A 19,591-nucleotide genomic window follows, 5' to 3' on the forward strand; every position below is an offset into this window, starting at 1 on the left:
GGGGTGGGAGGGAGTGGGGTGGGGTGGGTGGGTGGGTCAGGCGGGGAAGCTGGAGCGGGCCGTGTAACCGAAGTCGCTGAGCAGCGCGGCGCCGTTGACGGGGCGCGAGCGCACCGAGCTGAGATAGAGCACGTGCTGGGCGACCTCGTCGGCGCTCTGCACCGGGTAGTCGGCGCCGGTGAAGCCGTGCTCGTGCAGCCCGAGGTCGGCCCGAGAAAGCGGGGTGTCGACGATGGACGGGCAGACGGCGTTGACGCGGATCCCCTCCCCCGCAGCGGAAAACTCCACGGCGAGCGCCTTCGCCAGTTGCACCAGCGCCGCCTTCGATGAGCAGTAGGGCACCATGCCGGGGGCCGCTACAACGGCGGAGTCGCTGGCCAGGAACACGATGCTCGCGGCATCCGCTGCGCGCAGCCAGGGCAGGGCAGCGCGCACCAGCAGGAATGCGCCGCTGACGTTCACGGAGAAGACGGCATTCCACTGGGCGAGGCTGATCTGCTCCAGCGCGGCACCGAACGGGCCGGAGATGCCGGCGCAGCTGACGAGGTGGTCGATGCCGCCGAGCTCGCGGGCTGCGGCAGAGACGGCGTCGGCTACGGCCCGCTCGTCGGTGACGTCGCAGACGAACGCGGCCACGCGCGCCCCGTTGGCCGCGAGCCCGGCATGGGCCGCGGCGAGTGCCGGAGCGTCTCGGTCGAGCATTGCGACCAGCGCGCCCTCCTCGGCGAAGGCATGCGCGGTGGCCAGCCCGATGCCGGAGGCCGCACCGCTGATGACAACGGTGCGGCCCCCGAGCGCGAGATCCATGATCAGGCGTTCTCCGCCTCGCCCAGCTGGGCCGTGGCCGCGTCGGCGCCGTGGCCGATGCGGGCGTAGACCTCCGGGTTGCGGCGGCGGATGCCGTAGCCCCACACCACACCGATGAGGCCGGGCAGGATCGCTATGGCCGGCAGCAGGAAGGTGGTGGCGTTCGACTCGGCCTGGCCGAGCAGCACGTCGAAGTTGCTGAGGATCAGCACGAGGATCGCGGTGAGTGCGACGGCCGCGACCAGCGGCGCGACGAGGCGGCTGCCGATGCCGACGCCGCGGGCGTCCTTGCGGAAGAAACCAATAACGGCCACGGACACGACGGCCATCAGCAGCACCAGGCCGAGCGCGCCGGTGTTGGTGAGCCAGGTGAACAGGGTGATCACGGGGTAGGGGCCGGACTCCGGGTTCCAGCCGGCCTCGCCGATGGCGAAGGCCAGCACCACGACGACGGCGATCACCGTCTGGGTGAGCGAGCCGACCCACGGGGCGCCGGTGGAGCGGCGCACGGATGCGAGCTTCGCCGGCAGCACGCCCTCTCGGGCCAGAGAGAAGAAGTAGCGGGCGACCGCGTTGTGGAAGCTCACCAGCGCGGCGAAGATGCTCGTGATGAACAGCACCGACATGATGTCGACCCAGATGACGCCCAGGTTCTCGGCGACGAAACCGAAGAACAGCGGCGGCCCCGCCTCCTCCGGCGAGATGCCGGCCGGGTCTGTGATCTTGTCGACGCCGATGCCGAGGGCGAGCGCCCAGGCGGAGAGCGCGTAGAAGACGCCGATGACGGCGACGGCCAGGAACGTGGCGCGCGGGATGGTGCGGCGCGGGTCTTTCGACTCCTCACCGTAGATGGCGGCCTGCTCGAAGCCCATGAACGCCGCAATGCCGAAGGCGAACACGGCGCCGACACCGGGCACGAACAGGGAGGCCGGGCTCATCGGCTCGGTGGAGAAGCCGGCCGCCGGGTTCGAGAACGCGACCACGTCGAAGACGATCACGACGAGGAACTCGAGCGCGACGAGCACGCCGAGCACCTTGGCGGAGAGGTCGACCCGGTTGACCCCCATCACGCCGACGATGCCGATGCCGACGAGCACACCCACCCACCACGGGATGTCGAGGCCGGTCTTCTCTGCGATGAGCATCGACACCTGGAAGCCGAACATGCCCCAGATGCCGATCTGCATCATGTTGTAAGCGACGAGCGCCACCAGCGAGGCGCCGACGCCGGTCGGGCGGCCGATGCCCTGGGCGACGTAGGCATAGAACGCGCCGGCGTTGTTGATGAAGCGGCTCATCGCCGCGTAGCCGATGGCGAAGATCGCCAGCGCGGCGGCCAGCAGCAGGAAGGAGATCGGCACACCGGCGACGTGCGTCACCGAGAAGGTCGAGGTGACACCGCCGGCGATCACGGTGAGCGGCGCGGAGGCGGCCACGATGAGGAAGGCAACGGCGAGGACGCCGAGCTTGCGGCGTTCGGGGGCCGGGGCTCCGGCGCGCGCGGGGGCGGCCTGGGCCGTCGAGGGTGTGCTGCTCACGGAATCTCCTTTGATTCGACTGGTGGCCGGTGCCGGCCACGCTCCGTGCGGGTAGTCACCAGTGTGTCCGGCCCGGGCGGCGAACACTGTGTTGTGGGCGCACGCCACTTGTCTGGGTGGGAACAACGGCGGGCGAGTCCCTCGATCTCGATACGGCCGTAGACGGTCTACTCGATCAGCGGGAAGTGCACGGCGGGCACTCACAGTCAAGTCACTCACGCTCGCAGACAAGTCGGCCCCTCGTGCACGGCCGATACTGGAAGCAGGTAGCTACCGCAGCGCCGCCCATCCTGGCCTGCACCTTGTAAGGAACTGCAATGACGCACACCCCCGACACCCTGCACACCCACGCGGTCGCGTCCAGCGAGCCAGCCGCCGTGCGACACCCGCTCGACCCACTGACGGCGGAGGAACTCACCGCCGGCCGCGCGATCCTCGTGGCCGCCGGACTGCTCGGCGAGACGGTGCGCTGCGCCCAGGTGCTGCCCGTCGAACCGGACAAGGAGGTCGTCGCCAGCTTCGCCCCCGGCGACGCGATCGAACGCCGCGTGCACTACGTGCTGCTGGATGTCGCCACCGGCGTCGCCTCGGAGGCCGTCGTCTCGATCACCGGCAACGCCGTCGTCGAGCAGCTCTCGCTCTCCACCGACCAGCCGCCGTACGGCCAGCCGCAGTACCTGTTCGAGGAGTACGACCGCGCGGCAGAGATCGCGAAGTCATCGCCGGAGTGGCGCGCCGCGATGACCCGCCGCGGCCTCGCCGACCGCATCGAGCTCGCCTTCTGCGCGCCACTCGCCCCCGGCTTCTTCGGCCGGGACGACGAGGTCGGGCGCCGCGTCATCCGCTCGCTCACCTTCTTGCGCGACTTCGAGGAGGACAGCCCGTGGGCGCACCCCGTCGAGGGGCTGATCGTGCACATCGACCTGACCACCGGCAGCGTGCTGCGGGTCGAGGATGACGGCGACGTGCCCGTTCCCGCTGCCTCCGGCAACTACAGCGTCGACGCCGTCGGCCCGGCCCGCACCTCGCTGAAGCCGATCGAGATCACCCAGCCCGAGGGGCCGAGCTTCCACGTAGACGGCTCGCACGTGGAATGGGAGAACTGGAAGTTCCGGGTCGGCTTCAACGCCCGTGAGGGCCTCGTGCTGAACCAGGTGAGTTTCCGCGACGGCGACGAGGACCGCCCCGTGCTGCACCGCGCGAGCGTGCCGGAGATGGTGGTGCCCTACGGCGACACCACGTCGACCCGGTTCTGGATCAGCTACTTCGACGCCGGCGAGTACCTGCTCGGCAAGAACGCGAACTCGCTGGCACTCGGCTGTGACTGCCTCGGCGTCATCCACTACTTCGACGGCTTCGTCGCCGACGACCACGGCCACCCGGTGAAGATCCCGCAGGTCGTCTGCATGCACGAGGAGGACTATGGGATCCTCTGGAAGCACACCGACCTGCAGGGCAAGAGCGAGGTGCGCCGCAGCCGCCGCCTCGTGGTCAGCTACTTCAGCACCATCGGCAACTACGACTACGGCTTCTTCTGGTACTTCTACCTAGACGGCACCATCCAGGTCGAAGCGAAGGCCACCGGCATCGTCTTCGCCGGCGCCGGCCACCCCGGCGAGGCGAACCCGCACGCGCCGGAGATCGCCCCCGGCGTCTTCGCCCCGGTGCACCAGCACCTGTTCTGCGCGCGCCTCGACGTCGCCATCGACGGCGAGGACAATGTGCTGCACGAGGTCGACGTCGTCGGGATCCCGATCGGCGAGAAGAACCCGTACGGCAACGCGTTCACCTGGACCTCGACCCCGTTGAAGTCCGAGCAGGAGGCGCAGCGCCTGGCCGCCCCGGCCGCCGGCCGCACCTGGGAGGTGCAGAGCGCGCACCGCACCAACCACGTCGGCAAGCCGACCGCGTACCGGCTCTACCCGCAGGGCGGGCCCACGCTGATGGCCCAGCCGGAGTCGACCGTGCACGGCCGCGCCACGTTCGCGACCAAGCACCTCTGGGGCACCGCTTTCGACGCCGCCGAGCGCTTCCCCGCCGGCGACTACCCGAACGCGCACCAGGGCGGCGCCGGACTGCCGGCCTGGACGGCGGCCGACCGTGACCTCGACGGCACCGACATCGTGCTCTGGCATGTCTTCGGCCCGACCCACGTGCCGCGTCCGGAGGACTGGCCGATCATGCCCGTCGACTACTCCGGTTTCATGCTCAAGCCGCACGGCTTCCTCGACCGCAACCCGGCCCTGGATGTGCCGGAGGGCGTCACGCCCGGTGCCACGGCCGGCGGCTGCGCCAGCACCGGCGACGCCGTCTGCAACTGCGGACACTAGGGCGCGTCTTCCACACGGGTGGCGAAGCTCGCGCCACCCGTGTGGGGTGAAGTCGCCGGTATCGGGTGCATGGCCCGGTACCGTGGGACGATGCCCATCGCCACGTGTGACACCGTACTGATCAACGGCAGCGTCGGCACGGGGAAGACAACCACGGCCGAGGCGCTTGGCGAAGAGTTGGCACGGTGCGGCATCCCCGGCGCGGTTATCGACGTCGACTGGTTGCGCCGATCGTGGCCCGCGCCGGTCGACGACCCGTTCCGAACCGCGCTGGCGCTGGAGAATCTGCAGGCGATCGCCTCGAATTTCCGACGTGCCGGCGCACGCGTGCTCGTGGTCGCCACCGTGGTCGAGACGCGTGACGAACTGCAGCGCAGCACAACTGCGCTCGCTTCACGACGGCTGCTGCACGTCCGATTGAGCGCGCACTCCGACACAGTGCTCTCGCGACTGACCAGACGGCACAACGACGATGAGGCCGCGCTGCGCTGGCACGCACGGCGTCACCCCGAGCTGGCGGGGGTTCTCGACCGAGCCGGCTTCACCGATGAGCTACGCATCGACACCACTGACAGCTCGGCCGCGGAGATCGCGCGACAGATCCTCGCGACCATCGTCAAGTGAATTGTGCGGCGACACGCCACGCCCCCGCCAGCGAACGGGAGACACGCAGCAGTCCGCGGCATTCGCCACGCCAGCGAGGAAGTGGGGGCTGCGCTCGGGCACGAAGCGTGGTTGAGTGACGGCATGACCGGCAATCCCCCGTCGACTCCGACGCGAGCTCGGCGAGCGCACACGCCGACGAACCACACACCGGTGGCATCGCCCAGAAACTCAACTGGTTGCGCGCCGGGGTGCTAGGCGCCAATGACGGCATCGTCTCGGTCGCCGCGGTGGTGGTCGGCGTCGCCGGGGCAACCAGCAACACCGGCGCCATCCTCACGGCCGGCACGGCGGCCCTCGTCGGCGGTGCCATCTCGATGGCGCTCGGCGAGTATGTGTCGGTAAGCAGCCAGCGCGACACCGAGCACGCCCTGATCGCCAAGGAGTCGCGGGAGCTCGCGGAGATGCCGGACCAGGAGCTGGCCGAGCTCGCGGGCATCTACCGGGCAAAGGGCCTCTCGGCCGAGACGGCGCAGCAGGTCGCGGTCGAGCTCACCGCCCACGACCCGCTCGCGGCACACCTCTCGGCCGAGCTCAACATCGACCAGAACGACGTGGTCGGCCCCTGGCATGCCGCATACGCCTCGGCGATCGCCTTCACCGTGGGGGCGATCCTGCCGATGCTCGCGATTCTGCTGCCGCCGGAGGCGTGGCGGGTGCCGATCACCTTTGTGGCGGTGCTGATCGCCCTCGCCGCGACGGGCGCCATCGCCGCACAGCTCGGCGGGGCGCCGAAGGGGCGCGCCATGCTGCGGGTCGTGATCGGCGGTGCGCTCGCCCTCGTTGTCACCTTCGCGATCGGCCTGCTGCTCAACACGAGCGGCGTCGTCTAGACCGGGCGCGCTCTTCGCGCATCGTCAACCCCTGTGCCGCAGGGGTCAATTGCGCTCGGATGCCGCGCCCTAACGTAGGTGAGGATCCTGCATCGGCGTGCGCCTCGACAGAGCGCGCACACGCACCGCCGAGCACGGCTCCCCGCCGACATCCCTCCAGGAAGGCCACCATGACCGACAACGCCGTCCCCCTGAACCCCGCAGACACCAGCACCTGGCTGCCTCTAGACGGACTCGCGCCGGGATTCGACGCCAACAAGGCGCCGCACTCGCTCGATCTGGTCGGCCGCGAGTTCACCATCGTGGACGCGCGCGGCACCCGCATCCGCCATGCCTTCGCCGAGACGACGGTGGCCTGGGACTACACCCCGGGCACCGGGGATGAGACGGAGCCGGCGGCCGAGACCGACGACTACGAGGCGTTCCTCGTCGACGACGAGCTGTACTTCGTGCAGTTCCACCACAACTACCTGCCGAACGAGGCGGTCTCCCTCGTGCTCGACCTGCGCTCGGGCCGTGCGCTGGCCGTGATCAGCCTGATCGGCGAGCCCGGCCCCGGCCGCACCGCCGTGCAGCAGATCTTCGTGCCCGGGCTGATCGAGGAGCTCGCCACCAGCGGCGAGGAGGCGGCGCCGACGACGAGCCTCATCGGCCGCCGCGTGCAGTGGGTGTACAGCCCGGAGCACGCCTACGAGCACGTCTACCTGTCGCCGCGCTGGTACAGCTGGCAGTGCCTGGCCGGCCCGGAGCGGGGCCTCGCCGACACCGACGAGAATTCGGCCTGGCAGGTGCGCCCCGGCATCTACGTCTTCGCCTGGCGCGAGAAGGTCATCCCCTGCGGCTCGGTCACGATCGCCGACCACCGCGACGCCCGCAACATCCGCTCGCACGGCGTGCTGTTCGGCCTCGACGAGTCCGGCCAAGTGCCGACCCACTTCACGTTCGGCGCACACGGCCGACTGATCTCGACCACTGTGCACCCGGAGCAGTACGACCCGGCCGGCTTCGGCGCGGCGAGCTGAGCCGGCCCATGACCACCGCAGATCTCATCGTCCTGGACGCCACCGTCTACACGGCGAACCCCGCCCACCCCCTCGCCTCGGCGCTGGCCGTGGCCGGCGGCCGCCTGTTGGCGGTTGGCAGCAACGCCGACGCCTTGGCCCACCTCGGCCAGGACACGGTGGTGCGCAACCTGGACGGGGCGTTCCTGCTGCCCGGGCTGGTCGACGTGCACAACCACCACGCACTGGCCGGGAAGACCGACCTGTACGAGCTGTCGTTCTCTGCCACCGCGTCGCTCGAGCAGATCCTCGACGCCGTGCGCGACTATGCGGCCGCGCTGCCGGCCGACGGCTGGGTGCTCGGCGGCAGCTGGGGCTCCGGGTTGATGGACGCATTGGCGACGGATGCCGCGCGCGCCCGCCTCGACAAGGCATCCGGCGGCCGCCCGGTCATGCTCAGCGACGACAGCAAGCACAACCGCTGGGTCAGCAGCCGGGCGCTGGAGCTGGCCGGCATCACCGCCGCGAGCGACCCGGGCGCCGGCGGTGTGATCCTGCTCGACCCGGTGAGCGGCTCCGCGAGCGGCGTCCTGCTGGAGGCAGCAGGCATCCCCGTCGAGGCGGCCCTCTCGCGCACGCATTCGCTCACCGCCGAGCAGCACCGGCGCTGCTCGCAGCGGGGCATCGAGATCCTGGCCAGCCACGGCGTGACCGCGTTCCAGGATGCCGCCGCTTCGCTGCCGATCCTGCAGTCACTCAAGTCGCTCGACGACGCGGGTGAGCTGAACTCGTGGGTGGTGAGCTCGCTCACGGTCAACGACCAGATCTTCGGCTATGACCCGGTCGGCGAGGAGCTTGTGGCCCGCGGCGAGGAATTCCGCAGCGAGCACCACCGGCCCGACTTCGTCAAGATCTTCCTCGACGGCGTTCCGCCCGCCCGCACCGGCGCGTTCCTGGAGCCGTTCCTGCCGGATGACGAGCACGGCGCCCACTTCTGCGGCACCACGACGATGCCGCCGGAGGAGCTGCTCGGCTGGCTGCGCAGCACGGCGAGCCGCGGGCTCTCGGCCAAGATCCATTGCACGGGCGACGCCTCGGCCCGGCTCGTGCTCGACACCGTCGCGCAGCTGCGCGCGGAGGGCTTCACCGAGACCCGCTACCAGATCGCGCACGGCCAGTTCGTGGCTGAGAGCGACCTCGCCCGTTTCGCCGAGCTGGGCGTCGCCGCCGACATCTCGCCCTTCATCTGGTTTCCCGGCGTCATCCCGGATGCCATCGCCAGCGTGCTGCCGGCCGAACGGGCCGAGCGGATGCAACCCAACCGCAGCCTGATCGACACCGGCGCGCTCGTCGCGGGCGGCTCGGACTGGCCGGTGAGCGAGTCGCCGAACGCCTGGGAGGGGATCCAGGGCCTGGTCACCCGCGCCGACCCGCACGGCGTGTTCCCCGGAACGCTCTGGGCCGAGCAGGCCATCACACTGGAGGAGGCGATCGCCGCGTTCACGATCAACGCGGCCACCGCCATGGGCCTCGGCGCCGAGACCGGATCGCTGGAGGCCGGCAAGTCCGCCGACTTCGTGCTGCTCGACCGCAACCCGTTCGAGTCGCCGATCGAGACGCTCATCCAGGCCCAAGCGTTGGAGACGTGGTTCGCCGGGCGCAAGGTGTTCGACCGCGGCGGGGCCGCGGCTGGCTGACCCTCCGCGCCGTCGCGCGATGGCGCAACACAGACCGTCTACACTTGTTGACTGTCTGCGCGCTCGCTGAGCATGCAGAATGGATGCCAAGCCGAGCCAATGGAGGTGCCTGCATGCCCAAGGTGATCGACCACGATCAACGCAGACGCGACATCATCGAGGTGACCCGCGGTCTCATCATCCAGGGTGGCATCGAGGCGGCCACCATGCGTGAGATCGCCGCGGAGGCCGGATTCGCCAATGGCGCGCTCAAGCACTATTTCCCCGGCAAGGACGACATCATCCAGGGCACCTACGAGCTTTCGCTCGCCCAGATGAGCGAGGTCGTTCGGTTGGCGGTCGAGGGCAAGCGCGGCCTCGCGGCGCTCCGCGGCATCAGTGAGGCGTCCCTGCCGCTGGATGCCGAGCGGACCACCGCCGCCCGCGTGCTGCTCTCGTTCTGGGAGCGGGCCGCCTCCAACGATCACCTGCACGAGATCTACGTCGACCACCTCGTCATCTGGCGGAAGGCGCTGGCACAGTTCATCACCGAGGGCCGCGCCGATGGTGACATCCTGAGCAACACCCCGGACGAGCAGCTGATCCAGGAGCTCGTCACGATGAACGTCGGCGCGACCCTGATGAGCGTGATCAACCCGGAGCAGAACACCCCGGCACTGCAGCAGGCCCAGCTCGACGGCTTCTTCGAGCGGCTCGGGCGGCCGTAGGGCTTCGCCCTGCTCGACCAGCGGGGCGTGGTTTCGACAAGCTCAACCAGCGGGAAGCCGCTCTCCACCGTTGGCTCGAGGGAGCGCCAGCGACCGAGGCCGACGCCCGCACGAGCTCGCTGCGCCAGTTGGGCGGGAACCGCGCCAGCTCAACGGGCGCGGACCCGCCCGAATTGGCGCGGAAGCCGATCACGCGGGCTGCCGGGCTTCAGGGGCTGCGCTGCTCGTTCCTCACGGCGCGGCCCCCTCTAGCCAACGTGCAGATACACACCGCCCCGGGGTTTCGACGAGCTCAACCAGCGGGGCAGGCTCAACCGGCGGTGGCGGCGGGGCGGGGCTCCCGGAAGGTGAGCGCTCTGGCGGGGTTGTCGACCATGATGGCGCGGAGGGCGTCGTCACCCACGCCGAGCCGGCCGAGCGCCGGCAGGAAGTGCTCCGAGATGTAGCTGTAGCCGTGCCCGCCGTAGCGCTTCAGCTGCACACGCTGGCAGACGTCACCGCCGAGCACGATCCGGTCGGCGTGGCCGTCGTCGACGAGCGCGGCGATGCCCGTGGCGACCGCGCGGTCGGTGAAGGGCCAGAGGGTGCCCCATGGGCTGCCCGGCGTGCCGAGGAAGTCGAACTCAACGAGGACACCGCGTGCCAGCAGCCGGCGCGCGAACGGCAGGTCGTCTCCGAGGGTGCCGGCGTGACCCATCACCACATTCCGGAAGTCGACGCCCTCCTCCTCGAGGATGTCGAGCACCCGGAACTTCTCCTCGCCGAAGCCACCCTGGTGGAAGGTGATCGGGGCGCCGGTGATGCGCGAGGCGCGCCCGCTGGCGCGCACGCTTTTCAGCTCGTTCGGCGTGAGCGGGTTGCCCTCGACGCCGACCTCGCCGATGACGCCGGAGCGGATCGTGGTGCCGTCGACGCCGACGGCGATATCGCGGACGATCTCATCGCTCATCTGCTCGACGGTCTTCTCGTCCATGTCTGCCGGGTGGAAGTTCTTCTCGTACCAGCCGGCGCCCATCACAATCTGCAGACCACTGGCCCGGGAGAGCTTGGCCAGCGAGCGGGCGTCGCGGCCGAGCCCGGTGTTGGAGACCTCGACCATGGTGCCGCCGCCCAGGGTGCGGAACTCCCCCACCTCGGCCAGCATCTCGTCGAAGTCGCCCAGCAGGTCGTTGTGCTCAATGATGCGCCCCCGCCGCACGGCGGCGAGGTTCGCGAGGCTGAGCGGCTCCGTCGACTCCGGGGTGCCCCAGCCCGGCCGGGGGTTGTGCAGCGGGCGCCGGATGTCGATGAAGATGTGCTCGTGCATGAGCACCTGGCCGAGCGACTCCGGGGGCACCGGGCCGCCGACGGTGAGCACCTTTCCGGCGATGTTCGGGATCGCGGCGCTCACGAGCGAGTCCCCTGCGCCGGGATGCTGAGCCAGCGCTGCGGGTTGGCCTCGGTCAGGGCCGCGAGCAGGCCGTCATCCGCCCCAAGCATCCGCAGGTAGGGCAGGTACTGCTCGAGGAGGAAGCCGTAGCCGTTGCCGCCGAAGGCGTTCAGGTCGATCTTGCGCCGCACGCCCTGCGAGATCAGCAGCTGCCCGGCCACGCCGCGGGCGGCGAGGCCGAGGACCCCCAGGGCGATGTCGTGGTCGCTCACCTCGGTGAGGATCGTCGGGATGTCTCCCAGCTGATCGAACTGCGTGTAGACGCCGCGCGCCAACACGGCCTCCAATTCATCCGGCCGGGCCAGGAGCGGCGCAGAGTCTGCGACCGCGATCTGGGATGCGGCCACGCCCTCGGCCTGGAGGATGTCGAGCACGGCGAGCGTGTCGGCCGTGCTCGCGGAGCGGGTGATGCTCACGGGCGCCCCGGTCTGGCGGGCGGCGGCGGCGACCGCCAGCAGGAGTCGCCGCTCCGCCTCGCGGGCGGGATCGATCGCACCGACCCGGCCGATGAGTCCGGCCCGGATGCCGTCGACGCCGACCTCGATCTCCGCCGCGATCTGGGCGGCGAGGCTCTCGACCGTTCTCCCGGCCAGTTCCGGGGACCAGACGGGGTGGTGCCATCCGGCCCCCATCACGACGGCGAGGCCGGTGGTCTCGGCGATCCGGCGGAGGGCGCGTGGGTTCCGGCCGAGGCCGATGCTCGTCTGGTCGACGATGGCCCCGCCGCCGAGCCGCCCGAACTCGCCGGCCTCGGCGATGGCCAGCAGCTCGTGGTCCAGGCGCATGTTGTCGCGGTTCGGGGCGCCCAGATTGAGCGCGCCCAGCATCTCGATGCCGACCGCTGCCCCATAGAAGGCTGCCTCGGCGGCGGCCGTCGGGCGCGTGCGGCCGATGCGGCGCCAGCCCTCATCCGACTCCTCCGGCGTCGCGAAGTTCGCGATGAGGTGCTCGTGCGGGAGGGTGACACCGAGTGCGTGCGGCGCGCTGGGGCCGCTGACGGTCGAGACGAACATTGCGCTCCTTGACGGTTCTGGGGTGCACTCCGCCGGCCGGGCAAGGGTGCCCGGCCGGCGAGTGGTCGTGCGCTCGGGCGGAGCGCTCGGGCGACTAGACCGCCTCGGCCACGAGGATGCGCGGGCTGCCGGGCAGCGCGATCGTCTCGACGGGCTTCCAGCCGGTCGCGGCAAGCCACTCGGCCACCGTCGATTCCGGGTAGACGACGGTTCCGTCGATGTTGAAGTACTCGCCGGCGTGCAGGGCGTCGATCTTGCGCTGCACCGGGTTGTCGTCGAGGAAGAAGTCGAGCACGACCAGGTGCGCGCCCGGCGCGGCCGCGGCGCGCGCGTTGGCGAAGATCACGCGGTTCTGCGCGTCGTCGAAGCGGTGGATGACGTGGTTCACGAGCACCAGGTCGTGCTCGCCGCCCGGCTGCGCGGTCTCGGTGTCGCCGCCCTCGACGGTGGAGCGCTCGGCCAGGCCGGCCGCCTCGACGGCCTGCTGCACCGAGTCGGTGAAGTCGGGGGCGAACACGAAGCGGGTGTTCAGCTCGGGGTTGGCCTTCATGCCGTTCACGGCGAAGGCAGGGCTGAGGCCGCCGAAGTCCAGCGCGTTGCGGTAGCGGGAGAAGTCGAAGTGGGCGGCGAGCTGCTCTGCGTGCAACTCGTTGTAGGTCATGACGCCGGCCATGAAGTCACCCCAGCCGGCCTCGTCCAGCTCCAGGGTCCCGGCTTCGCCGGAGTCGACGGTGTCGTCGTAGCGCAGCCACTGCTTGTAGCTGATGTCGTTGAGGAAAGCGAGGAAGGGGGTGAGGTCGATGCCGGCGCCGTCCGCGGTGAGGTAGGCGGCGGCATCCGGGGTCAGCGCGTAGCGGCCGGCCTCGCGGGTGAGCAGGCCCTGCGCCGTCATGCTGTCGGCGAGGATGCGCAGCTGCTGGGCGTTCACGCCGGTCGCCCCGACGAGCTCCTCGAGCGAGCGGGGGCCCTCGGCGAGCGCGGTGAAGAGGCCGACGCGGCTGGCGGCGAAGAGCTGCTTGGCCCCCATGAAGCCGATCGCGATGTCGAGGATCGCTGCGGGGGTTGATGCGGTGGTCGGCTGCGTTGCCGTCATGGTTTTCTCCTTGAGTGCGGGGCCGGCGTCGTCGCTCGACCCGCGTCTGGTCGCGGTGTACGGAAACTCTACAAGCGTTGACAATAAAAGTGCAATCTTCTTTCGCCCATCGATGCCTCAGTTTCAACACGCGTAGAATAACGAATGGCGCGACGAGGCGCCCCGAGCGAATGCGAGTGCGACATGCCCCTCTCCCAGCAGACCTTCTCCCCCGCCGGCGCGAGCACCGGCGCCCCCGTCGTGCTCATCCACGGCTTCGCGTCCTCCGGCGACGCCGACTGGGTGGCCGCCGGCTGGCCGGATGCCGTCACCGCCGCCGGGCGCACGGCGGTCGTGATCGACCTGCCCGGCCACGGCGACAGCACTGCGGCCATCACGGAGGGCGCGGAGACGAGCGCGGTCGTCCGGGCACTCGGCGAGGCCGTCGACGCGGCGGTCGCGGCATCCGGTGCCGAGCACGCCGACGTCGTCGCCTACTCGCTCGGTGCCCGCCTGGCCTGGGAGCTGCCCGCGGCGAGCCCGCGCGTGCGCCGGCTCGTGCTCGGCGGCATCAGCCCGTTCGAGCCGTTCGCGCAGCTCGACACCGCCGAGCTGCGCGCCGTCGCCGCCGGCAGCGCCGAGCCCACCTCACCGCTCGTCGGCATGATGGCGCAGATGGTAACGGCCCCCGGCAACGACAGCGAGGCGCTCATCGCCCTCATCGACGGGCTGGCGAGCGAGCCATTCCTGCCGGGCGCGCAGGCGGACGACGCCACGCCGTCCGGCGCACCGCGGGTGCCGACGCTGTTCGTGGCCGGCAGCGACGACATGATGACGGGCGGCATCGATGGCCTCGTCGCGCTCGTGCCCGACTCCGCGCTGCTCCGGGTGCCCGGCGACCACCGCGGCGCGCTCACCTCGCCCGAATTCCGCGCGGCGGCGATCGCCTTCCTGGGCTGAGCGGCTACCAGCTGCCGTCGGCATTGACCCCCCGGTCGAGCCAGAGCTCGGCCGTCGCCGAGCGGATCGCCTCGGCGCCGATGCGCTCCAGCAGCGCCAGGGCGCCGAGGTTGTCCTCGAGCTGCTCGAGCCGTGACACCCCGAACAGCACGTTCGCGGTGGCCGGGTTGGCCAGGCAGAAGGCGATGCCGAGCTGCGTCGGCGTCGCCCCCAGGCCCGTGGCGATGCGCTCGACCTCGGGGTACGCGGCGACGATCTGCTCCCGGATGCCGCCGACGTCGGCGCCGATCTTGCGCGCGGGGACGAGCTTGCCGGCCAGGATGCCGCCCTCGAAGATGTCGGACGCCTGCAGCGCGAGCCGGCCGGAGCGGAACAGCTCACCGTAGTGCTCCCCCTCTGCCATGGTGCGCCGGACCAGCCCGTACTTCAGCTGTGCAAAGGTGGGCGGCGTCAGCCCCTCCGCCTCGGCGAAGTCGAGGGCGAGGGTAATGTCGGCCGCCTGCCAGTTGTTGACGCCCCAGCTGTCGAAGCGCCCGGCCGCAATCTCGGCGGCGACGTCGGCGACGACCTGCCGCACGTCGATCGGGCTCATGTAGTCGCCGACGACGACCGTGTCGGCCTTGTCGATGCCGATGCGCGAGAGCGAGGTCTGCATCTGGCTGGCGAAGCTCGTGGTCGGGTACTCCCAGAGCCAGAGCTTGCCGCAGAGTAGGTAGTCCGCGCGGGCCAGGCCGGCCGCACGCACCGCCTCGCCGAAGATCAGGTCGGTGCGGGCGTTCTCGGCGTGCGGGCCCATGTTGTAGTGCGCGACGTCGAAGAAGGCGGCACCGACATCCGCCGCGCGCCGGATGAGGGCGACGGAGTCGTCGAACTCCATCCGGTCCCAGGTGCTCCAGGAGCCCAGCGCGAACACCGGCACCTGGGGGCCGACCGGGCCGAGACGGCGGGTGGGGACGGTTCCTTCAAAACTCATGGGGGCCTCCTCGAAGCGACATCGCTTTATTTTCTACGTTCGTATAATATAACCCCATGCGCGCCGAGGTGGCGTGAGACAAAGGAGTTTCCATCGTGACCACATCCCGTACCGTGCTCATCACCGGCGGAGGCGGCGGCATCGGCCGCGGCATCGCCCAGGCGTTCCTCGACCAGGGCGACCGCGTCGTGCTGGCCGACGTGAACGCTGACGCCGTCGCGGCCGTCGCCGCCGAGATCGGCGCGGCATCCGTCGCCCTCGACATCACCGACCCCGCGGCCGTCACCGGCGCGGTGGCCGCGGTGGCCGAAGAACACGGCCCCATCGACGTGCTCGTGAACAACGCCGGCATCCTCTCGGTGCACGGGGCCATTACCGAGCTGGCGGCCGAGGCGTACCGCTCGATCGTCGACGTCAACATCGTCGGCACGTTCAACGCGACCCAGGCCGTCGCGAACCACATGATCGCCGCTGGCACCCGCGGCACGATCGTCAACATCTCGTCGATCGGCGGCAGGCAGCCGACGCCCGGCATGGGCGCATACGAGTCGAGCAAGGCCGCCGTCGACTCGCTCACCCGTTGGGCGGCGATCGAACTGGCCGGCCACGGCATCCGCGTCAACGCCGTCGCCCCCGGCCCCGTGCTGACCCCCATGCTGCAGATGGGCATGCCGGAGGGCTCGCCTGCTCGCACCGCCTGGGAGGCGCGGGTTCCGCTCGGCGTGCTCGCCGCCGTCGAGGATGTCGCGCCCGCCGTGGTGTTCCTCGCCGGGCCGGGCGCCGGTCACATCACGGGCGTCAGCCTGCCGGTCGACGGCGGGCAGCTGCTCGCCTGACCTCCTCCCGCAACGCCGACGGCCCCCGCAGTTCGCGGGGGCCGCCGGCGTTTGGGGCCCAGCGTCAGCCGATCAGTGCCACCGCGCGCTCGAACACGACATCGCCGTCGACGACGGTCATGTCGATCGAGACGCCGGGGAGGTCGGCCGGCGTGAGAGTCAGCGGGTCGGCCGAGAGCACGATGAGGTCGGCGACCTTCTTCGGCTCGAGTGTGCCCTTCCAGGCGTCCGCGCCGTCTTGGCGTGCAGGGGCGACGGTGTACGCGTGCAGCAGGGCGAGCATCCGCTCCTCCTCCGCGCCCGGGGCGGCCGGACCCATCCAGGCGTCGGCCGCCGCGGCGCCTTCGCGCCAGTCGGGGCTGAGGATGGGGGCGTCGGAGCTCAACGACAGCGAGACGCCGGCGGCGAGCGTGTCGGCGAGCGGCCACGCGGCGGCGGCCACCTCCTCGCCGAGCACCCCGGCCACCCAGGCCGAGGTCTGCACGGCGATGCCGGCCTGCACGTTGAGGCCCATGCCGAGGCGCGCCATCACCGCCAGCGTCTCGCCGGTGACGAGATCGCCATGGATGACATAGTGGCGCAGCTCGGTCGGCTCCTCGGCCATCGCCTCCGCGACGGCATCCGCTGTGACCTCGATGGTGCGGTCGCCCGTCGCGTGCACGCCCACCTGGAAGCCGGCCCGGTGGGCGGTGCGGATCATCTGGCGCAGATTCGCCTCGCGCTCCGCGGCATCCAGGCCGGTGACGAGCAGGCCCCCCGAGGATCCGTCCGGATAGCTCCGGCGCGTCCAGGCCTGCAGCATGGGCGGGATGCCGTCGGCGAAGATCTTCACCCCGGCGATCCGGAGCCAGGCCGGGCGCTCGGTCTCGCGCACGGTGGCGCGCAGTCGCGAGCTGAAGCTGTGCAGTTCGCTCGGGCCGTCGAGCACGCCGAAGAGCATGAGCACGTTGACCCGCGCGGTGAGCGCCCGCTCCGCCTCGAGCACGATGTACTCGTCGAGCACCGCCTGGCTGAAGCAGCCCGTCGCCCCGGCGTCCTCGCCAGGGCCGAGGCCCGGCTCGGTGTAGCTCGTGATGCCCAGGGAGGCGGCGAGCTCGCCTGCGCGGAGGATCGCCGCCCGGATCTCGGCGGCGCTGCCGACCAGCGGCGCGGCGGGTGCCGCATCGTGCGGGTCACCCTCGAAGGCGGGCGCGCCGGCCTGCGCGTCCGCGGCCCCGAACACGGTGTTCGGCCACATGGCGCCGAGCCAGGTCGCGTGCAGGTGCGAGTCGTTGATGCCGGGGATGACGGCACGACCCTCGAGCTCGACCACTCGGGTGCGGCGCCCGATGAGTGCGAGCACCTCGTCATCGCCGCCGACGAGCACGATCCGCCCGTGCCGCACAGCGACCGCCGTCCCGCGCGTGCCCGCGGCATCCAGGGTCAGCACGGTCCCGCCGCGGAACACCAAGTCGGCTGGGGCATCGGATACGTCCCGATCAGTTCGCAGCACATCTCCTCCTTGAGAGGTTCGCAATTTATGTCAACGTATGTAGAATATCCCAAACCGGCGGCGGGGTCGACAGTGTTGCGATCCGACAGGCCGGACAAAGGAGCATTCAATGACGATTTCCCTTCCGACATCAACCCGTGCGGCCGTGCTGACCGCCCACGGAGAGGCTCTCACGCTGCAGGAGATTCCACTCCCGGCCGAGATTGAGGCCGGGGCGGCGCTCGTGCGCGTCGCCTGCACGACGCTCTGCGGCACCGATATCGAGATCTGGCACGGCAAGATGACCTTCCCGGGCATGCTGCCGATGGTCCTCGGCCACGAGATGGTCGGCGAGATCGTCGCGCTCGGCCCCGGAACCAGCGACGCCCTCGGCCGCAGCCTCGCGGTCGGCGACCGCATCGGCTGGTCCGAGTCCACCTGCGGGCAGTGCTTCGGCTGCACCGTGCTGCGCGAGCCCGTCGCCTGCTCGAAGCGCGGCTACGGCTTCCTGCAGCGCTCGGATGTCGCGCCCTATGCGACCGCGGGGCTCGCCGAGTACGCCTACGTCACCCCCGGCGCGGCCAAGCTGCTGCTGCCGGAAGAGGTCAAGGACACCTGGGCGTCGATGGCCGGCTGCGCGGCGAAGACAGTGCTGCGCGCATTCCAGCGGGCGGGCGGCGTGCGGCCCGGTTCGCGCGTGGTGGTGCAGGGCTCCGGCGCCCTCGGCATCTTCGCGACGGCCGTCGCGCACCTCTCCGGTGCCGGCACCGTCATCACCGTCGGGGCCCCCGCCGAGCGCCTGGCCGCCGCGCGCCGCTTCGGCGCCGACGCCGTCGTCGACATCGCCGACGGCTCGGAGGCCACCATCGCGCGGGTGCTCGAGCTCACCGACGGGCAGGGCGCCGACCTCGTCCTCGACTTCGCCGGCGCCCCCAGCGTCGGGCCGGAGGCCATCGCGATGGCCGCCCAGCGCGGAACCGTCGTCGTCGTCGGCTCGACCGGCCCCACCGGCCAGCCGATCACCCTCTCGGCGATCATGGGCAAGGAACTCACGCTCGTCGGCTCGCTCAACGGCGACATTTCCGACTACTACCGGGCCATCGAGTTCTTCCGCGCCTTTGCCGAACGGATGCCCTGGGACGAGCTGTTCAGCGAGCCCGTCGGCCTCTCGCAGGCGTCAGCCAAGATCGCCACCATGTCTGCCCTTGGCGAGATCAAAGCCGTCATCGACCCCCGCCTGCCCTAGCCGGCCGCGCTCAGAAGAAGGAAGAGCACCATGACACCCACCGCCCCGCCCACCGCGGCGCCCGTCATCCCCCGGCGCGGCATCGGCACCTCCGGCATCGAGGCCTCCGTGCTCTCGCTCGGCTCGTGGCACGCCTACGACCGGATGCACTTCGAAGACGCCGTCGGGCTCGTGCAGACGGCCATCGCCCGCGGCATCAACCTGTTCGATGTCGGCGTGTACGCCTTCCCCGGTGGGCCGCCCGCCTTCACCGATGTGCTGTTCTCCGCCATCGTGCGGGCCGCGGGCATCAACCGCGCCGACTACCTGCTCTCGGAGAAGCTCTGGGTCGAGGGATTCGGCCCCGACGGCTTCCGCCCGCAGCTGGAACGTGCCCTGTTCCGGGTCGGCACCGACTACTCCGACCTCGTGATCCTCGGCGACCTGCGCCGCGACGACCTCGAGCTGCGCGACCTCGTGCACGACCTCGCCGGGCTGCAGGAGTCCGGGATCATCCGGGCCTGGGGCGTCAACAACTGGTCGGCCACGAACATCCAGGCGCTCCTGGACATCGCGGCGGCCGAGGGGGTGCCCGGCCCGCAGATCGCCCAGTTGAAGTACAGCGTCTCCCGCCGCTCCATCCCCGATGGCGAGCCGTTCTCCCGGCTCTGGGAGCAGGGCATCACCATGCAGGCCTCCGACGTGATGGAAGGCGGCATCCTCGCCGGCAAGATCGCGCCGGAGCGCGAGGTCGGCCGCGACCCCGGCGGCATCCGTGCGGCCATCATCGACTCGGTCCCGGCCGTCACCGCCCTCGCCGAGGAGCTGGGCGCAACCCCGGCACAGCTGGCCATCGCGTTCACCCTGACCCACCCCGCGAACACCACGACCCTGTTCGGCGCGACGCGCCTAGAGCAGCTTGAGCAGAACTTCGCGGCCATCCACCTCGTCGAGCGCGTCGGCGCCGACGCCCTCCGCGCCCGTGTCGCGCCCTTCTGGGCAGACAACGGCATCGTCGATCCCGAAGGGCCGTGAC

17 protein-coding genes are annotated in these 19,591 nt (G+C 70.8%); 10 read left to right on the plus strand and 7 right to left on the minus strand.

All coding sequences use genetic code 11. The features are described from left to right. Positions 1-36 precede the first annotated feature (36 nt). Together AWU67_RS11260 and AWU67_RS11265 are read right to left on the minus strand one after the other, a co-directional pair. Positions 37-807: an SDR family NAD(P)-dependent oxidoreductase gene (locus AWU67_RS11260; RefSeq protein WP_067228974.1), complete on the minus strand. Its 771-nt coding sequence runs from the start codon at positions 805-807 to the stop codon at positions 37-39. Between the two features lie 2 nt (positions 808-809). After that, positions 810-2,345: an APC family permease gene (locus AWU67_RS11265; RefSeq protein WP_067228977.1), complete on the minus strand. Its 1,536-nt coding sequence runs from the start codon at positions 2,343-2,345 to the stop codon at positions 810-812. 317 nt (positions 2,346-2,662) lie between these two features. Here AWU67_RS11265 and AWU67_RS11270 point away from each other — a divergent pair, with 317 nt between their 5' ends. From AWU67_RS11270 to AWU67_RS11295, 6 genes are all read left to right on the plus strand, one after another. Continuing rightward, positions 2,663-4,675, plus strand: a complete 2,013-nt coding sequence (locus tag AWU67_RS11270) for a primary-amine oxidase (protein ID WP_082716939.1) — start codon at positions 2,663-2,665, stop codon at positions 4,673-4,675. Positions 4,676-4,765: 90 nt separating this feature from the next. Further along, entirely contained in the window at positions 4,766-5,299 is a 534-nt protein-coding gene (locus AWU67_RS11275) for an AAA family ATPase (RefSeq protein WP_067232628.1), read from the plus strand. Between the two features lie 197 nt (positions 5,300-5,496). Next, positions 5,497-6,171, plus strand: a complete 675-nt coding sequence (locus AWU67_RS11280) for a VIT1/CCC1 transporter family protein (RefSeq protein ID WP_067228979.1) — start codon at positions 5,497-5,499, stop codon at positions 6,169-6,171. A gap of 170 nt (positions 6,172-6,341) precedes the next feature. Continuing rightward, complete coding sequence (locus tag AWU67_RS11285) at positions 6,342-7,193, plus strand: molybdenum cofactor biosynthesis F family protein (protein WP_067228982.1); 852 nt, start codon at positions 6,342-6,344, stop codon at positions 7,191-7,193. 8 nt (positions 7,194-7,201) lie between these two features. Continuing rightward, entirely contained in the window at positions 7,202-8,869 is a 1,668-nt protein-coding gene (locus tag AWU67_RS11290) for an amidohydrolase (RefSeq protein ID WP_067228985.1), read from the plus strand. Between the two features lie 113 nt (positions 8,870-8,982). Further along, positions 8,983-9,576, plus strand: coding sequence for a TetR/AcrR family transcriptional regulator (locus AWU67_RS11295; protein ID WP_067228987.1), 594 nt, complete (start codon positions 8,983-8,985; stop codon positions 9,574-9,576). Between the two features lie 310 nt (positions 9,577-9,886). Here the strand turns inward: AWU67_RS11295 and AWU67_RS11300 are convergent, their stop codons facing one another. The 3 genes from AWU67_RS11300 to AWU67_RS11310 form a co-directional block, all read right to left on the minus strand. After that, positions 9,887-10,966, minus strand: coding sequence for a phosphotriesterase family protein (locus AWU67_RS11300; RefSeq protein ID WP_067228990.1), 1,080 nt, complete (start codon positions 10,964-10,966; stop codon positions 9,887-9,889). Further along, on the minus strand, positions 10,963-12,018 hold the full coding sequence (locus tag AWU67_RS11305; RefSeq protein ID WP_067228993.1) for a phosphotriesterase family protein: 1,056 nt from the start codon (positions 12,016-12,018) through the stop codon (positions 10,963-10,965). The genes AWU67_RS11300 and AWU67_RS11305 overlap by 4 nt, the downstream gene beginning before the upstream one ends. A gap of 94 nt (positions 12,019-12,112) precedes the next feature. Beyond that, complete coding sequence (locus AWU67_RS11310) at positions 12,113-13,111, minus strand: methyltransferase (RefSeq protein ID WP_067228997.1); 999 nt, start codon at positions 13,109-13,111, stop codon at positions 12,113-12,115. 183 nt (positions 13,112-13,294) lie between these two features. On the opposite strand from AWU67_RS11310, the gene AWU67_RS11315 reads away from it, so the two are divergent. Continuing rightward, positions 13,295-14,050 carry an alpha/beta fold hydrolase gene (locus tag AWU67_RS11315; RefSeq protein WP_067229000.1) on the plus strand — a complete coding sequence of 252 codons (756 nt, stop codon included), beginning with the start codon at positions 13,295-13,297 and terminating at the stop codon, positions 14,048-14,050. Between the two features lie 4 nt (positions 14,051-14,054). On the opposite strand, the gene AWU67_RS11320 is transcribed toward AWU67_RS11315, so the two are convergent. Next, the gene (locus AWU67_RS11320) at positions 14,055-15,023 is read right to left on the minus strand and encodes an aldo/keto reductase (protein WP_082716940.1); all 969 of its coding nucleotides are present in this window, start codon (positions 15,021-15,023) and stop codon (positions 14,055-14,057) included. Positions 15,024-15,118: 95 nt separating this feature from the next. Between AWU67_RS11320 and AWU67_RS11325 the strand changes: the two genes are divergently transcribed. Then, entirely contained in the window at positions 15,119-15,859 is a 741-nt protein-coding gene (locus tag AWU67_RS11325) for an SDR family NAD(P)-dependent oxidoreductase (protein WP_067229003.1), read from the plus strand. Between the two features lie 64 nt (positions 15,860-15,923). On the opposite strand, the gene AWU67_RS11330 is transcribed toward AWU67_RS11325, so the two are convergent. Next, a complete protein-coding gene (locus AWU67_RS11330; RefSeq protein ID WP_234407224.1) occupies positions 15,924-17,351 on the minus strand; it encodes an amidohydrolase in 1,428 nt (475 codons plus the stop codon). Positions 17,352-17,460: 109 nt separating this feature from the next. Between AWU67_RS11330 and AWU67_RS11335 the strand changes: the two genes are divergently transcribed. Together AWU67_RS11335 and AWU67_RS11340 are read left to right on the plus strand one after the other, a co-directional pair. Beyond that, positions 17,461-18,576: a zinc-binding dehydrogenase gene (locus tag AWU67_RS11335; protein WP_067229006.1), complete on the plus strand. Its 1,116-nt coding sequence runs from the start codon at positions 17,461-17,463 to the stop codon at positions 18,574-18,576. A gap of 30 nt (positions 18,577-18,606) precedes the next feature. Next, positions 18,607-19,590 carry an aldo/keto reductase gene (locus tag AWU67_RS11340; protein ID WP_067229010.1) on the plus strand — a complete coding sequence of 328 codons (984 nt, stop codon included), beginning with the start codon at positions 18,607-18,609 and terminating at the stop codon, positions 19,588-19,590. Position 19,591 lies beyond the last annotated feature (1 nt).

It is taken from the genome of Microterricola viridarii, assembly GCF_001542775.1.
GTDB lineage: Bacteria > Actinomycetota > Actinomycetes > Actinomycetales > Microbacteriaceae > Microterricola > Microterricola viridarii_A.

Coding starts and splice junctions, on each gene's coding strand:
- AWU67_RS11260 (WP_067228974.1), bottom strand. CDS start 807: ATGGATCTCGCGCTCGGGGGCCGCACCGTTGTCATCAGCGGTGCGGCC.
- AWU67_RS11270 (WP_082716939.1), top strand. CDS start 2,663: ATGACGCACACCCCCGACACCCTGCACACCCACGCGGTCGCGTCCAGC.
- AWU67_RS11275 (WP_067232628.1), top strand. CDS start 4,766: ATGCCCATCGCCACGTGTGACACCGTACTGATCAACGGCAGCGTCGGC.
- AWU67_RS11285 (WP_067228982.1), top strand. CDS start 6,342: ATGACCGACAACGCCGTCCCCCTGAACCCCGCAGACACCAGCACCTGG.
- AWU67_RS11290 (WP_067228985.1), top strand. CDS start 7,202: ATGACCACCGCAGATCTCATCGTCCTGGACGCCACCGTCTACACGGCG.
- AWU67_RS11295 (WP_067228987.1), top strand. CDS start 8,983: ATGCCCAAGGTGATCGACCACGATCAACGCAGACGCGACATCATCGAG.
- AWU67_RS11305 (WP_067228993.1), bottom strand. CDS start 12,018: ATGTTCGTCTCGACCGTCAGCGGCCCCAGCGCGCCGCACGCACTCGGT.
- AWU67_RS11310 (WP_067228997.1), bottom strand. CDS start 13,111: ATGACGGCAACGCAGCCGACCACCGCATCAACCCCCGCAGCGATCCTC.
- AWU67_RS11315 (WP_067229000.1), top strand. CDS start 13,295: ATGCCCCTCTCCCAGCAGACCTTCTCCCCCGCCGGCGCGAGCACCGGC.
- AWU67_RS11320 (WP_082716940.1), bottom strand. CDS start 15,023: ATGAGTTTTGAAGGAACCGTCCCCACCCGCCGTCTCGGCCCGGTCGGC.
- AWU67_RS11335 (WP_067229006.1), top strand. CDS start 17,461: ATGACGATTTCCCTTCCGACATCAACCCGTGCGGCCGTGCTGACCGCC.
- AWU67_RS11340 (WP_067229010.1), top strand. CDS start 18,607: ATGACACCCACCGCCCCGCCCACCGCGGCGCCCGTCATCCCCCGGCGC.